The organism is Pseudenhygromyxa sp. WMMC2535 (assembly GCF_011083025.2).
This window is the reverse complement of record NZ_JABJWV010000001.1, coordinates 7,113,628-7,128,726: the sequence shown is the minus strand read 5'-3', so window position 1 is coordinate 7,128,726 and position 15,099 is coordinate 7,113,628. Positions and strand designations below refer to the sequence as shown.

The following is a 15,099-nucleotide window of genomic DNA, read 5'->3' as shown; positions in this document are numbered from 1 at the left end:
ACCATGTTGCGAGCGAGCCCGCGCCCGGAGTCACCGGGTCCGCGGGCTCGCCCTGTTAGCAGGATGTGATGGAACCCAGCGCGGCAGCCTCAGGGGCAGACCGGAGTGCCCACCAGGCGCGCCTCGTCTGAGCTGCCGGGGGATCCGCCCACGGCGCTGGCCACCTGCTCGCTGGTCAGCGCCGGCACGCACAGCTCACCGCAGTCGAGCGCGTAGCGGATCGTCTTGTCCACGACCTCCTCCTCCTCCTCTTCCTCCTCCTCCTCCTCGACGAGCGACGTGAGCCCGGCGACCTCGATGATGTCGACGATCTCGCACACGAGGTCGTAGCCCGGCGGCTCCGGCTCGAAGTACGTGGAGAAGGCGACCGAGACCCTGTCTTCGGGCCACTGCCCCTCCGCCGGACAATAGAACTGCTCGGTCGTCTCCGGACACTCCCCGGGGGCACAGTCTTGACGCGAGATGAACACCCGAGCCTTGCTCGTCGTGTCCACGCTCCCTCCATCCGGCGTCCAGGCGTACACATCCCCCGCGAGCACGAAGAACTTCTCGGCGAAGGTCCCGCTGCTCTCGTCCATGATCTTGGCGGTCTCACACTCGCCGCCGTCGACATGGACTCGCAGCCGGCTCTTGACAGCGCTCTCGTCGTGGATCGAGTTACAGATCAGATCGTTGTAGGCGCTGATCTCGAACGGCCGCAGCCAAGTCTCGGGGTCCGAGTCGATGGCGGTGAAGAAGGTGCTCTCGGCGTATGGCTCGACGGTCCGCCAGGAGGCCACCTGCGCGAGCAAGAAGCGCTCCTCGGGATAGGTGCGAACGACCACCGACTCGTCGACCGAGACGTCATCGTCGCAGCAGTCGAAGGCTGTCCCCTGGAGATGCAGGCGCGCGCCGAGCTCGAGCTCGACCGGCGCCTCGGCCGCGACCGTGTGCAGCACCAGCGTCGCGTCCACGACCCCGTCCCCCACGAAGCTGTCCGCTTGCGGATCATCGACCTCGCCGAGGCACGCCCCCGGCATGTCGGGATCGTTGCCCGATCCACCGCCGTCGATCGGCCCGCTCTCGAAGTCCTCGGGCGCCCGGACCATCGCCCAGGACGCGTATTCGGCCGTCTGCGAGTCTTCGCAGCCCTCCGCGTCGCTCCCCTCGAACGAGAGCGCGTCGAAGCGGATGAAATTGTAGGTGTACTCCCCGACCTCGAAGGGCACCCAGGGCGCACCATCGGCCTCGAGCAGGACCTCCACGCCGCCAGCCTCGACCGCGAGATCGTAGACCGTCCCCGCCTCGCAGTCCGACTCACAGGCCGCGGGGTTCGTCGGCGTGATCTCGAGGCCCGCGGCGCTGAGCTTCTCACCGGTGACGCCGACCGAGTACATCGGCAGCTCCGGCTCATCGAGGTCGATGACATCCATGCGCGTGACCTTGCAGCCGCCCTCACCGTCGGGCTCCGTATGAAAGTGGACCTCCCTACAGATCTCATAGGAGAGGATGTGCGGGTTGAAGTAGGGGATCCAATTGTTGTTGGGCAGCCATATCTGGATATCCTGCCAACTGTCGCCCTCGTCATCCATGCAGCGCTCCGCCCAGACCTCTGGGCCCCCCTCGGTTCCGAGGATCAGGTGCCGCACCTCGGGGATCGCACAGATGTCATCCGCCCCGTCAATCTCGATCGTCGGCAGCCCCTTGGGCACGGGGCAAGCCTGCGGCTCCCCCATGCCCTCGGTCTCACCTTGCGTGTCGTCTTCGTCGTCGCTCGTATCCGTGTCCCCGGTCGTCGTGTCCCCGGTCGTCGTGTCATCCGTGCTCTCGCCCCCCGAGCTCGAGCCCTCCGCGTCGGTCGTGGTCGAGTCCTCCTCTCCCGGCTCCGGCACGGGGCAAGCGAGCAACAAGAGGCCAGAGAGCAGAGGTATTTTTTGCCCGATTCGACCTTGCGACATGCGCTCATTTTATCGTCGGGAACCACGAGATTCACCGACGACGACATCCGCTCGCGGCGATTCCACGCGGTCACGAGATATCGAACCTCGAGGTCGAGGCGCTCAGGGGCAAGCCGGCAAACCCACGAGTCGGGTCGTGTGCATGTCATTGCGTGCACCTGCGCTGCCACCGACGACCTGCTCGCCAATCGACGCAGACGGACACAGGTCACCGCAGTCCAGCTCGTAGCGCGTGAGGTCCTCGTCCTCCCCCTGCCCCTCGACGACGTCGAGGATCTCGCAGACCAGATCGTAGCCGTCCCCCTCCGGCTCGAAGTCGTAGTCGAAGGCCACGCTGACCTCATCTTCGGGCCACTGCTCGTCCGCGGGGCAACTGGTCTGGACGCTGGTCTCGGGACACTCCCCTGGCGCGCAGCTCTGGCGCGAGATGAACACCCGAGCTTGGCTCACCGTGTCCACGGTCCCTCCGTCCGGCGACCACGTGTGCACGTCCCCCGCGAGCACGAAGAAGCGCTCGGCGAAGCTGCCGCTGTTTTCATCCATGATCTTCGCGGTCTCACAGCTTCCACCGTCCACGTAGACACGCATCCGCGTCATCTCGGCCTCAGCCCCGAAGTCCGTGATCGTCTCGCAGATCATGTCGTCGTGCGCGCTGAGCTCGAAGGGTCGCAGCCAGGTCTCGGGGTCCGAGTCGATGGCCGCGAAGAAGTCGCTCTCGGAAGAGGGCGGCAAGAAGCGCCACGTCGCCACCTCGCCGAGCAAGAAGCGCTCTTCGGGATAGCTGCGCACGACCACCGACTCGTCGACCGAGTAGTCATCGTCGCAGCAGTTGTATGCGGTCCCCTGCAGGTGGATGCGCGCGCCGAGCTCCAACTCGGCCGGAGCCTCGGCCGCGAGCGTGCGAAGCAGCAGCGTCGCGTCCAAAACCCCATCACCGACGAAGCTGTCCTCCTGCGGATCATCGACCTCCCCCAGGCAAGCTCCCGGCGTGTCGGGCTCGCTGCCCTCTCCCTCTCCCTCTCCCATCCCCGTATCCCCCATCCCCGTGTCTTCTGTCTCCGAGTCCGCCATCCCCATGTCCCCCGCCCCTGCCGAGCTCGCGCCTTCGCCCTCGCCTTCGCCACAGGCCGTCTCCCCATCCGAGCCCGGACCCGGCAGCGGGCAGGCGAGCAGCAAGAGCCCCGAGAGGAGTGGAAGCCTGCGATCAAAGTGTGCACGCGACATGACATTCACTCTATTCGCCAACGCCTAAAACGCCATCGAATCACTCAATAATTATTTGATTCGAATCATTGACGATTCGCACCGCATGACCGACCGAGTCGGCCCGCGGTGCGACTCGGCGACAGCTCAGATGCAAGCTGGCAGCGCTCGGGCCTGAGGCTGGTCCGCGCTCTGACTCGCCTGGACCTGGCTCGCGGCCGCGTCCTCCTCCACGCAGTGCTCACCGCAGTCGAGGCCGTAGTAAACGCTGTCCCCCTCATCCGTGATCTCGAGGATCTCGCAGATCAGGTCGTAGCCGACCCCCGAAGGCTCGAAGCCATAGGCGAAGTCGACGACGGCCCGGTCCTCCGGCCACTGGTCGTCGGCGGGGCACTCGGCGTCCTGCGTCGTCTCCGGGCACGCTCCTTGCTCGCAGCTCTGGCGCGCGATGAACACCTCCGCCTGGCTGTTCGTGTCACCCGTCTCCCCGCTGGGCGTCCAGGTGTGGACGTCACCGATGCGCACGAAGAACACGTCGGCGAAGTAGCCGGCGTTCTCGTCCATGATCTTCGCGGTCTCGCACTCGCCCCCGTCGACGTAGACGTGCATCCGATCCCGGACCGCGTCGGCGTTCTCGTGATAGTACGAGTCGCAGATCATGTCGTCGTGGGCGCTGAGCTCGAAGGGGCGCAGCCAGGTCTCGGGGTCGATGTCCATGTCCACGAAGAAGGAGCCGAGAAAGGCGCTCGCGGTCGAGGGCGGGAGCGTCTCCCAGGAGCTCACCTGGGCGAGCAAGAAGCGCTCCTGCGGGTAGCTGCGCACGACCACCGACTCGTCGATCGCAACGTCGTCGTCGCAGCAGTCGAAGGAAGTCCCTTGCATGTGGATCCGCGCGCCGAGCTCGAGCTCGACCGGGGGCTGTGCCGCGACGATCGTGAGCGCCAGGCCCGTGTCCACGTACCCATCACCGACGAACTCGTCGGCTTGCGGATCATCGACCTCTCCAAGGCAAGCCCCCGGCTCCCCCTCGCTCTCGCCGCTCGTGTCCCCCGTCTCCCCGGTCTCGCCCGTGTCGGCGCCACCCTCGGTCGACTCGCCACCTGCATCGACGCCGCTCTCCTCTTCATCTTCATCGGCGCTCGTCGAGTCCGTGCCCTCGGAGCCCGAGTCGGAGCCGGAGTCGGACGCTGGTTCGGAGCCTTCGGCGCCCTCCGTGTCCTCGTCTTGGGGCGCTTCGGGGAGTGGACAGGCGATGACGAGGAGACTCGCCAGCAGGGGAATTTGCCGCGCTACAGCTACCTTCATGATGCTCGAGGCTACCGAGTTCCTCGCCGCGCGAGTGACGAGCCCAGCGAGCCCGCGACCTCGCCCCTGCGCGTACGCCGAGGAACCGAAAGACACCCGATGAAGGCTCACCCGCAGTCGAGGCGGTAGTAGACCTGTTGCCCGTCGTCATCGATTGCCATGATCTCGCATATCAGGTCATAGCTCTGGCTCTCCGGCTCGTAGTCGCCATCGAACACGGCTTGCACGCGGTCCTCGGGCCACTGGCCATCGCTGGGACAAGTGAACTGGTCCGCGGTCTGCGGACACTCCCCAGGCTCACAGGTCTGCCGCGAGATGAAGACTCGGCTACCGCTGACGGTATCGACGTTCTGACCGCTGGGTACCCATAGCGTCAGGTTGTTCGCCAGCACGAAGAAGAGGTCACCAAATGCCCCGCCCTCCTCGTCCATGATCTTCGCCGTCTCGCACTCGCCCCCGTCGACGCGCAGGCGCATGCGGCTCATGACCTTCTCCTCATACAGCTCCTTGGAGCAGATCAGATCGTCGTGCGCGGCGAGGGTGAAGGGCCTCAGCCAGGTCTCGAGGTCCGAGTCGATCGCCGTGAAGAAGGACGAATCGGGCACCGGCTGGGCGGTCCCGTTGCCCTCGACCTGGCCGAGCATGAAGCGCTCGTCGGGGTAGCTGCGGACCACCACCGAGTCACCGATGTAGATGTCCTCGTCACAGCAGCCAAAGGCGGTCCCTTGCAGATGCACCCGCGAGCCGACCGTCAGCTCGAGCGGCGGCTCCGAGTCGACCGTGCGCAGCGACAGGCTCATGTCGACGATCCCGTCGCCCACGAATTCGTCGGCCTGAGCATCCGCGAGCTCTCCGACGCAGCTCCCGGGCGCTCCGCCGTTGCTGCCGCCGCCCTCGCCGAGGCTGGGCTCGCTGCCCGCGAGCGCCCGGGCCAGGACCCAGCTGTCGATCCTCGCGTCCTGGACCCCCTCGCAGCCATCGGCCGTGCTGGCCTCGAGATCCACCGAGTCGATGCGCATGACCTGGTAGACCCAGCCATCGACCTCGAGCTCGGCCCAGGGCAAGCCGCCGGCCTCGAGCACCACGCTCTGACCCGCGGCCTCGACCTTCAGATCGTAGACCGAGCCGCTGCGACAGCTCGACTCGCAAGCGGTCGGGTTCACGGGCTCGATCTCGAGGCCAGCCGCGCTCGGCTGCTCCGCCGTGAGCCCGATCGAGTAGATCGGGACTTGCGGCGCGTCGAGGTCGACCACGTCCAGCCGCGTGGGCACGCACTCGCCTCGACCCTCCATGTGCAGGTGCACCTCGCGGCAGGAGCCGTCGAAGAGATCGGCGTGAAAGATCGGCGCCCAGTTGTTGTTGTGGAGCTCGATGGTGAATTCCACATCCTGGTAGTCGGGGTTGAAGCCCGCGCAGGGGTTCCCGTAAATCTCGTCGCCCTCGAGCGCCAGCGCCAGGTAGAGGACCTCGGGGACCTCGCAGGGATCCTCGACGCCGGAGAGCGCGAGCACCGGGGTCTGGAGCGAGAGCGGACAGATGCTCGGATCGATCGGGCTCCCGCCATCGGTCTCGCCCGCCGTCTCGTCTTCGCTCTCGCCCTCCCCCTCGCCTTCGCCCTCCCCCTCACTGCCAGAGCCGGTCTCTCCCTGCGTCTCGCTCTCTGCTTGCGTGCCCGAGTCGCTCTGCGTCTCGCCGCTCGTCTCGCTCCCGGTCTCGGCCTCGGCTTCGGACGAGCTGTCTTCGTCGGCGCTCGTATCCGTCGACTCGTCCGCGATCCCCGTGTCGGTGTCCGAGCTCGTGTCCGCCGAACCCGACTCGGTCAGGTCAGCGTCGCCCGCCTCGTCCGTCTGCGGAGGCGCCGGATCCGGGCAGGCGACGAGCACGATGCTGAAGATCGAGATCAGCGCTGTTTGGCCTCGAGTACACGACATCTCGCTCAGTTTACGCATCCACGCCAAGCCCCTGGCGACATTCACACGGCACTCGGTGAGCCCGCGATGCTATGAAGTGGCCGAACATGCCTGCTGCTCGCCACACCGCCAAGCGCGGCCCCCTGCACGGCCGCGACATCCTGCGAGGCGTCCCCCTCGCCGCCAGGCTCTCGGCCCTCGCATCGAGCTCGGCACTCGCCGCCTGCGTGGTCGCCTCGCCCGAGCTATCCGATCCCCAGCCGCCCGCGTCCAGCCAAGGCGCGAGCGTCGAGCTCGAGCCCACGCCGCCGCCGCCCCCCTCGCCGGTCTACGACGCCGCGGAGCTGGCCGAGCACATCAGCGACGTCTACCTCTACCCGCCCACGGCTTGCCGCCTCGAGCAGCTCCTCGGTGAGGATGGCTTCGCCGCGCTCGAGCAGAAGGGCGGGCTCTATCCCAACGATCTCGACGAGGGCAGCGAGGGCCTGTCCTACGTCGGCAGGGCCTGCCCCCAGCCCTACTGCGAGTCCGCGTTGACCTGGGTGCACCCCGAGGGCGGCCTGCTCGTCGTCTTCGTCGACGCCGCGAGCTCGATCACCATCATCACCAATGATCCCTCGCTCAGGCGAGACCCGCCCCTGTCCGTCCAGCGCTTCTTGGAGGCGAGCATCGAGGAGCGAGGCTTCGAGCACGTCGACGCGCCGCTGTTCAGCTCCCCCGAGCACGCGCGCGTCGATCCATCGAGCTGCCGCGGCCCCGAGATCGAGGCCCGCCGCCAGCGCTACCTGGCCACCCGCGCCATGCGAGCTTGCGACCCCGAGTTCTCGAGCTTCTGGCAGCCCGCCGCGGTCTCACCAGGCGGCGGCGCTGCGCTGCACTTCTACGCCGAGGCCGAGCTCGACACGCCGCGCGACGAGACCCTCTCCCCTGGCGCGCTCGTGGTCACGGGCTGGCCGCACGCCGACGATCCGAGCTTCGTCTGCGCCGAGTACGTCGACCTCGCCGGCGCCCGCGTGGTCGGCTGGCTGCGCGCCGCAGACCTCGTCGAGCTCCCCCACGTCGGCGGGGCGCCTCAGCGCGCCCAGCTCGACGCCTTCGTCACCGGATCCACGCCCGCGTGGCTACAGCCCGGCGCCCCCGCGATCGACCTCGGCCCCTTGAGCGTCGTCCGTCGCGGCGGCGATCGAGTCGACGTCGGCCTCGAGCGCGAGATCGCCGGGCACACATGCAGCATGTCCGGCGGACTCGAGCTCGTCGGACCGCGGGTGCTCGCCGAGCTCGACACGGGCTGCGGCGCCGCGGGGGTGGTCTTCGACAACGCGATCTATCTGTGGGAGGACGGCAGCTGCAGCGGCGCGCGGGCGACCTGCACCGGCGCCTATCGGCCCACGCCGCAGTGAGCAGGCGAGCCCGCCATCGACTCTCAGGGCGCGGCGAAGCGCACCCGAGCCACGGCCCCGATCAGCAGCTGCGCGACCTCGGACGAAGGATCGAGGCGCGCCTCGGCGAGGATCAAGCGCGTGCCGGCGTCGACCTCCGGCGCGATCGAGGTGACGACCGCCTCGAGCTCGACGACATCGCCCCGCGGCGACTCGAAGCGCACGTCCAGCGCCGCGCCCAGACGCAGGCGCTCACCGAGCTGCTCGGGCACGGCGAAACGCAGCACGCGTTCGTCCGAGAGCAGGCTGACGATCGGATCGCCGAGCCCGAGGCTCGCCCCGGGGTCGACGTAACGCGCGGCGATCGAGCCCGCGAAGGGAGCCTGGAGCTCGGCCTCTTCGAGGCGCCGACGCACGCTGTCGATGGCGCTGCGCTCGACCTCCAGCTCCGCGCCAGCGCTGCGCTTGCGAGCCTCCGCCAGGCGCTCGGCGAAGCGTTGCTCTCGCAGCTCGGCGCGCGAGACATAGTCTTCGAGCTGCTCGATGTCCGCCCGCGTCGCGCGAGCTTGCTCGAGCTCGAGCTCGAGCTCCTCGAGCTCCGCCTTCGCAGAGCGCCACGCGGCCGTGGCCGCGCCGAGCTCGTTGCGCTCACCTCGGACGTCGAGCTGCGCCAAGACCTCGTCGGCTTTCACGTGGTCCCCCACCTCGAGGTCGAGGCGGTCGAGCCGCGCCGTGCTCGGGGCGACGATCACGACCTCGGCCGCGGGCACCAAGACCCCGACCATCACCTCTGCCGCGACCCCGTCCTCGAGGGGGGCTTTCGCGGCGCCCGCGGGGGAGCTGTCCCGATCGGACTTTACGTTGTCACTTCGAGTCGAGATCCGCTTTCCGCTCGCTCCCTCCAGGCCGCAGGACGCGCACGAAAGCGCGCCAACTGTCACGACGATCACGCGCGCGCACGAGCGAGCACGAAGGCGCGCCAGCGAGCGAAACACCAGGCTCATGGCTCCTGCCTCTCGACCAGGCGACGGTAGACGTCACCGTGGCTCATGAGCTCGCGATGGTTGCCGCGCTCGACGACCCGGCCGCGCTCCATCACCAAGATCAGATCGGCGTCGACGACCGTGCTCAGCCGGTGGGCGATGACCACCCGCGTGCACGCGAGCTCGGCCAGCGAGCGCTGGATCGCCGACTCGGTCAGGCTGTCGAGGTTGCTGGTCGCCTCGTCGAGCAACAAGATCGAGGGCCTGCCGACCAGCGCGCGGGCCAAGGCCAGGCGCTGGCGCTGGCCCCCGGACAAGGACGCGCCCCCATCGGCGAGGATGGTCTCGTAGCCCATCGGCAGCCGCATGATCTCGTCGTGCAAGGCGGCCTGCTTGGCGGCCGCGATCACCGAGTCGAGATCGATCTCGGGGTGCCCGAGACTGATGTTGTCGCGCACCGACATGCCGAACACCTCGCCGCGCTGGGTGACCACGCCGATCTGCTCACGGACGCTGCGCAGCTCGAGGCCGGCGAGGTCCTGCCCGTCGTAGAGCACCCGCCCCGCCTGCGGCTGATAGAGCCCGACGAGCAGCTTGGCCAGGGTCGACTTGCCGGCCCCCGAGGGGCCGACGACGGCCACGAACTGTCCCGGCGAGATGTCGACATCTACACCCATGACCGCGGGCGGGGTCGCGGATGAGTAGCGAAATTCCACGGCCTCGGCCGCGATCCTCCCGCTGAGCCTCGGCGCGCGCACGACCGAGTCCACGCGCTGCTCGGGCTCGGTCTGGAGCACGTCCTCGATGCGCTCGAGGTAGCTACCGAGCAATTGAAACTTCAAGGTCACACCGACCAGCGTGCTCATCGGCCCGAGGAAGCCCGAGGCCAGCGCCGAGAGCCCGAGCATGGCGCCCAGGCTCAGCTCACCGGCGAGCACCTGCTTGGCGCCGAAGGCCAAGATGATCAGCGGGGCCGCGAGGCGAAAGCCGCCGAGCAGCGCAGAGATCGCCGCGTCCAGCCGACCGCGGCGCACGGAGATGTTGAGCGCGTCGACGAAGAGGTTCGACCAGCGATCGACCGCGCGATACTCCGCGCCCATGCTCTTGAGCGTCTCGATGCCCGAGAGCATCTCGACCTCGTAGCTGGAGGTCTTGGCCTGGGCGACGAGGCTCTCGCTCATCAGCTCTCGCTGGGCGCGGCGGGTGGACAGATAGAGCACCAACTGCGTCGCGGCCAGGGCCAGCACCAACCCCGCCATCGCGGGGCTCGCCCACAAGATCAGCAGCAGGTAGAGGCTGACCATGGAACCATCGAGCACCGCCGACATGGCGCCCGAGGTCAGGATCTCGCGGACCGTGGCGTTGCTGTTCAGGCGCATGATCAGGTCGCCCGTGGACCGCCGCTGAAAGAAGGAGTAGGGCAGCTCGATCAGGTGATCGAGGAAGCCCACGGTCAGCTGGGCGTCGATCAGCGTGCGCAGCTGGACCAGGAGGTTGGCGCGGACCCAGGCGCTGATGCTGTGAAAGATCACCATCATCCCCGCCCCGGCGCCCAGGACCATGAACAGGTCGTGGTCCTCGCGCGGGATCACCCGGTCGACGAGCAAGGTGGTGACCAGCGGCAGACACAGGGCGAGGAGTTGGACCAGGGCCGACATCAGCACCGCTCGGGACCACAGCGCCGGATGGGCGAGGATCTGTCCCAGATAGCGACGGACCATCCCGCCCTCGGCCGCGGCCTTCTCGAATTGCTCGCCGGGCTCGAGCAGCAGGACCACGCCCGTGGCGTTGTGGTCGAATTCGGCCGGGCTGACCCGGCGGCGCCCGATCGCCGGATCGAGGATCACGATCTGACCGTTGCGATCGATCGACTCGTAGACCACGAAGTGGTTGAAGGACCAGTGCAAGATCGCGCCCATGGGCACGAGCTCGAGGTCGTCGCGCGACTCGATCTTCACCCCGCGCCCGCGCAGGCCAAAGCTGCGGGCGGCGCGGAGGATGCCCAGCGCGCTGACTCCGTTGTGATCGGCCCCCGTGGCCTCGCGGATCGCGTCGAGGCGGACGTCTCGGCGGCCGTAGTAGCGCAGGACCATCGTCAGGCAGGCCGCGCCACAGTCGGCGCCAGCGAGCTGCTGCACGTGCTCGATGCTGCGCCGACGCTCGAGCATGCCGAGGCGCCGCAGCGCCGCCAGGCGTCCCGGCCGGGGGTGGGCCTCGCCCTCGCCGCCCTCGGGCTGCCCGCCTGCGTTGGGCTCGGCGGCGCTCATCCTCGCTGCCTCCGCAAGCTGCGAAGCCCGGGGATCAGGTGCTCGAGCACCGTGGACGCGCGCAGCTTGGCCTCGAGCGTGCCCTGCATGCCGTCGTAGAGCCGATACTCGCCGTCATCCGTCACGATGCGATCGCCCTCGTAGTCGACGGAGACGACGACCACGGGGCCGCTGAGCTCGAAGGCGCCGGCGCGCTCGCGGCCGAGCAGGCGCAGGGCCTCGGTCGGGCCGACGACCTCGTCGGCCACGCTGCGCACCTGCACGCGCTGACGGCTGTCGGGGAAGCCCTCCAGCGCGAGGATCAGCTCCCCGCCCTCGGCCTCGAGCAGCGGGCGGGTGTGGCCTGGAAACAGCCCGACGATCTCCACGCCGCCCTCGCGCGCCTCGATCGAGACGACCGCGTCTCCGGTCGCCACCGCCTGCCCCGCCCGCGCGCGCACGTCCGCGATCAGCCCGTCATGAGGCGCCGTGATCGCGCGCGCCGCGAGCTCGAGGCGCGCGCGCTCGAGCTCACCGTCGAGGGTCGCCAGGCGCTGACGCCTGGTCTCGTCGGTGGGCAGGCGCAGGACCTCGATCAGCCGCTTGTCGAACTCGCCCTCGAGGCGCTCGAGCTCCGCCCGCTCGGCCCGGTCGTCGAGCCGGGCGAGCAATTGCCCAGCCTCGACGGCGTCGCCTGGACGCACGACGATCTCCTGAATGGTCCCTGGCACGACCGCCGTGACCAGTGAGCGCCCCTCCCGACGGACCACGGCGATACCCTCGGCGTACTCGCCGATCTCCGCCGTCGCGGAGAAGGCCAACGCCGAGAGCACGGAGATCACCGTCACGCGCATCGCCCAGCGCGTCCACGTCGAAACGATATGCAGCGGCCGCCCAGGCTGGGCGCCGCTGCGATGAGCGTCTAGCGCTGCTTGACGAAAGAGGTTGCGGGTCTCGCTCACGGGCTCCTAGAGATGGGCGATCATCGCGTCGCAGAGCGCCCCGCCGATGTCCACGCCGGCGCGGTACTCGAAGCCGACGAACATCGCCGATGGGTTGAGCTCGAGGATCTTGTAGTTGCCCTCGCGGTCGGCCTTGATGTCCATGCCGGTGTAGCGCAGGCCGATGACCTCCGCGGCGCGGATACAGCTGCGCGCGACCGACTCGGGCAGCTCGATGGCCTCGATCTTGGTCTCGTTTTGGCGGAAGTCGATGGCCTCGGTCTCGATCCGCAGGGCACAGACCACGCGGCTGTCGATCACGTAGACGCGGACGTCGTCACCAGGGAGCAGCTCCTGGAAGCAGACCGGAGCCGCGCGCAGCTTGGCGAGGCGATCGTCCTCGAGATCGCGGGGCTCGACCTTGCGGGTCGCGGCGCCGCCGGCCACGGGCTTGTAGATCGCCTCGTTCTCCGCACAGAACCGGCGGACGGCGTCGGGGTCGTTGCTCCACAGGGTCTTGGGCACGGGCAGGCCCGCCGCCGCGAGCGAGGCGATCTGGAAGGGCTTGGTGATGTTCACGCTCGCCCGCGGGGGGTTGTAGATCGGCACGCCGAGGTGCTGCCAACGCAGCAACACGGCCGAGAGCACCGTCGAGCGCTCACGAAAAGCCATCAGCGTGCGTCGCCAGTTGTCGCGCATGGCCTCCTCGGCCTCGACGCCAAAGCCGGCTGGGCTCTGGTAGAGGCTGCGCACGTACACCGCCGCGGGTCGGCCGAGCGCCCGTCCGCCGATCACCACGTCCTCGATGTCCTCGCCGAGGGCGACGTTGAGCTCCTCGGGGTAGAGCTGGGCGTTGAGCACGAAGGGCTCGTGGCCGCGCTCGCGCAGGCGGTCGTGGATGGTGCGGGCGTGGCTGTCCTCGAGGGCGCCGACGACGACGAGTGGGGAATTGCTCATGGTTGGCTCTACGTTCCTGTCTGACGCGGGTCGTTGTGGCGACACGAGGGCGAGCCAGCGAGGGCCGGCCGGCCCAATTCGGGACGACAGCGCGCTGGCTCGGGCACCGCAGCGTGCCGGCTCATCTAGCGGTGGGGAGCGAATTCATCGTGCATGAATCGAGGGTCGCGCGAAACGACCCAGGGAAGGGGTCGGGGACCCACCCGCAGGCGGGCCCCCGACGGATCGACTACTCCTCGGCGACGGCGGCCGTGGTGGGCTCGTCCTCCTCGGACACGAGCGCCGTGGTGGGCTCGTCTTCCTCGGACACGGCAGCGGTGGTGGGCTCGTCTTCCTCGCCGATCGCCAGGGTCGTGGCGACGATGGAGAGGCCGCCGGTCACCTTGCCGAGGTCTTCGATGAACAGGTCCTGAAGTTGCTTGTTGGTCTTGGTCATGGTCTGGTCTTTCTCGTTGTCGGGTGAGCGATGACTCGCGGCGCCGTATCGAGCGCCCGGCTTGCGTGGCGGTCGGGGCCCCGACCACCGCCGCCGTCCGGCCTCCCGGAGCGCGACGTGTCCTCGCGCCACTCAACCAAGCAGCATTGGGGGAGCGCGCAAACGCGTATTACTCGGCAAGAAGACGCGCAGGCCGAAGGGTTGGGCGCCCACCCATCGGCCTGGGTGCGCTAGCGAGCGTGGCTCGTCGCTCTCCTCCCCCCCGACTCGAGGTCGGGTCGAGCGCGCCCGAGCATCACCCGCACGAACCTCCCACGAGGAGACCGCGCTCCACCTCGCTCACCTCTACCGACCCTTCTTCACCTCGCGCCACGCCTCCAACCTTCGCTCGCCTCGCAAACCATCGCCCTCCCATCACCCCTGCGCTCGCTCTCCCTTCTTCGCCCTCTCCCTTCTTCGCCTTCCCTCGCGCCACCACCTCCCTTCGACCCACTCGCGCCCGGGCTTTTGTTTCTGCCCCGAGGGCGGCGTTCTCTGACCACGATGACCGCCATGAATTACTTGGATAGTTCGCCAGTAACCGCGGCTATCATCCCTCCGTAGTGCGCCCCAGACATGTCCGACAGCTACGCCAGCGACCCGCTCTTTCGTCCTCTTCAGCTCGGCTCCTCGAGCCTCCCCAACCGAGTGCTGATGTCTCCCATGACTCGCTCGCGCGCCGAACAACCCGGCGACCGCCCGAACGAGCTCACCGCCCGCTACTACGCCCAGCGAGCCAGCGCCGGGCTGATCATCACAGAGGCCTCGCAGGTCAGCCCACAGGGCAAGGGCTACGCCTACACCCCGGGCATCCACGATGACGAGCAGGTCGCGGGCTGGCGCCGGGTCACCGATGCCGTGCACGCAAACGGTGGACGCATCGCCTTGCAGCTGTGGCACGTCGGCCGCATGTCCCACGTCGACTTCCACGCCGGCGAGGCCCCGGTCGCTCCCTCGGCGATCAACGCCAACGCGCAGATCTTCTTGGGCAAGGAGCAGGGCTTCGCGCCGACCTCCACCCCGCGCGAGCTGACCCGCGCCGAGATCCCGAGCGTCGTCGATCAATTCCGCAAGGGCGCCGAGCAGGCCAAGGCCGCGGGCTTCGACGGCGTCGAGATCCACGCGGCCAACGGCTACCTCCTCCAGCAGTTCCTCAGCGACAGCGCCAACCATCGCAGCGACGACTACGGCGGCAGCGTGGCCAAGCGGATCCGCTTCGCCGTCGAGGTCGCCGAGGCGGTCACCGAGGTCTGGGGAGGCGAGCGCGTCGGCATCCGCGTCTCGCCCGGGCTCGGCAGCATGAGCGGCGCCGAGGAGTCCGATCCGGTCGAGCTCTACACCGCCTTGATCGACGAGCTCACCCGCGTCGGCCTGTCCTACGTCGACGTCATCGAGTTCTTCGGCGCCCCCAAAGACCGGCCCCAACAACCCAGCGAGCTCCACTCGCTGATCCGCGAGCGCTTCTCCGGGGCCTACTTCGCCAACGGCGGATACCTGGCCGACTCGGCCCGCCGCGCGATCACGGCGGGCTGGGCCGACGCCGTGCTCTTCGGCTCGCCCTTCCTCGCCAACCCCGACCTCCCCGAGCGCTTCCGCCGGGGCGCCGCCCTCAACCCGCCCCGCCAGGAGAGCTTCTTCGGCGGCGACGCGACCGGCTACACCGACTACCCGAGCCTCGACTGGGCGGCGGAATAGCGCGCCCGGGCGCGGCTCACCGGCCGCGCCCGCTCCGGCGCCAAACGAGCGCCAAGACAACAAGACAA

The 15,099-nt window shown here is 68.8% G+C and carries 11 protein-coding genes; 2 read left to right on the top strand and 9 right to left on the bottom strand.

The window, feature by feature from the left end:
• Nucleotides 1-89 precede the first annotated feature (89 nt).
• The 4 genes from G6O69_RS27765 to G6O69_RS27750 all read right to left on the bottom strand — a co-directional run bounded on the left by G6O69_RS27765 (nt 90) and on the right by G6O69_RS27750 (nt 6,376).
• Entirely contained in the window at nt 90-1,937 is a 1,848-nt protein-coding gene (locus tag G6O69_RS27765) for a hypothetical protein (RefSeq protein ID WP_172306500.1), read from the bottom strand.
• 102 nt (nt 1,938-2,039) lie between these two features.
• Nucleotides 2,040-3,161, bottom strand: coding sequence for a hypothetical protein (locus G6O69_RS27760; protein WP_172306499.1), 1,122 nt, complete (start codon nt 3,159-3,161; stop codon nt 2,040-2,042).
• A 126-nt stretch (nt 3,162-3,287) separates the two neighbouring features.
• Nucleotides 3,288-4,445 (bottom strand): hypothetical protein, encoded by a 1,158-nt coding sequence (locus tag G6O69_RS27755; protein WP_172306498.1) that lies wholly within the window; start codon nt 4,443-4,445, stop codon nt 3,288-3,290.
• A 107-nt stretch (nt 4,446-4,552) separates the two neighbouring features.
• Nucleotides 4,553-6,376 (bottom strand): hypothetical protein, encoded by a 1,824-nt coding sequence (locus G6O69_RS27750; protein ID WP_172306497.1) that lies wholly within the window; start codon nt 6,374-6,376, stop codon nt 4,553-4,555.
• 86 nt (nt 6,377-6,462) lie between these two features.
• On the opposite strand from G6O69_RS27750, the gene G6O69_RS27745 reads away from it, so the two are divergent.
• The gene (locus G6O69_RS27745; RefSeq protein WP_172306496.1) at nt 6,463-7,755 is read left to right on the top strand and encodes a hypothetical protein; all 1,293 of its coding nucleotides are present in this window, start codon (nt 6,463-6,465) and stop codon (nt 7,753-7,755) included.
• Nucleotides 7,756-7,778: 23 nt separating this feature from the next.
• Here G6O69_RS27745 and G6O69_RS27740 read toward each other — a convergent pair whose 3' ends face one another.
• From G6O69_RS27740 to G6O69_RS27720, 5 genes are all read right to left on the bottom strand, one after another.
• Nucleotides 7,779-8,738 carry an efflux RND transporter periplasmic adaptor subunit gene (locus tag G6O69_RS27740; RefSeq protein WP_176397126.1) on the bottom strand — a complete coding sequence of 320 codons (960 nt, stop codon included), beginning with the start codon at nt 8,736-8,738 and terminating at the stop codon, nt 7,779-7,781.
• On the bottom strand, nt 8,735-10,984 hold the full coding sequence (locus tag G6O69_RS27735) for a peptidase domain-containing ABC transporter (protein WP_172306494.1): 2,250 nt from the start codon (nt 10,982-10,984) through the stop codon (nt 8,735-8,737). Before G6O69_RS27735 ends, G6O69_RS27740 begins: the two co-directional genes overlap by 4 nt.
• Nucleotides 10,981-11,925 carry a biotin/lipoyl-binding protein gene (locus tag G6O69_RS27730; RefSeq protein ID WP_172306493.1) on the bottom strand — a complete coding sequence of 315 codons (945 nt, stop codon included), beginning with the start codon at nt 11,923-11,925 and terminating at the stop codon, nt 10,981-10,983. The genes G6O69_RS27735 and G6O69_RS27730 overlap by 4 nt, the downstream gene beginning before the upstream one ends.
• A 6-nt stretch (nt 11,926-11,931) precedes the next feature.
• Entirely contained in the window at nt 11,932-12,861 is a 930-nt protein-coding gene (locus tag G6O69_RS27725; RefSeq protein WP_172306492.1) for a hypothetical protein, read from the bottom strand.
• Nucleotides 12,862-13,090: 229 nt separating this feature from the next.
• Entirely contained in the window at nt 13,091-13,297 is a 207-nt protein-coding gene (locus G6O69_RS27720; protein WP_172306491.1) for a hypothetical protein, read from the bottom strand.
• 615 nt (nt 13,298-13,912) lie between these two features.
• Here G6O69_RS27720 and G6O69_RS27715 point away from each other — a divergent pair.
• Complete coding sequence (locus tag G6O69_RS27715; protein ID WP_172306490.1) at nt 13,913-15,031, top strand: alkene reductase; 1,119 nt, start codon at nt 13,913-13,915, stop codon at nt 15,029-15,031.
• The last annotated feature ends 68 nt before the right edge of the window (nt 15,032-15,099 follow it).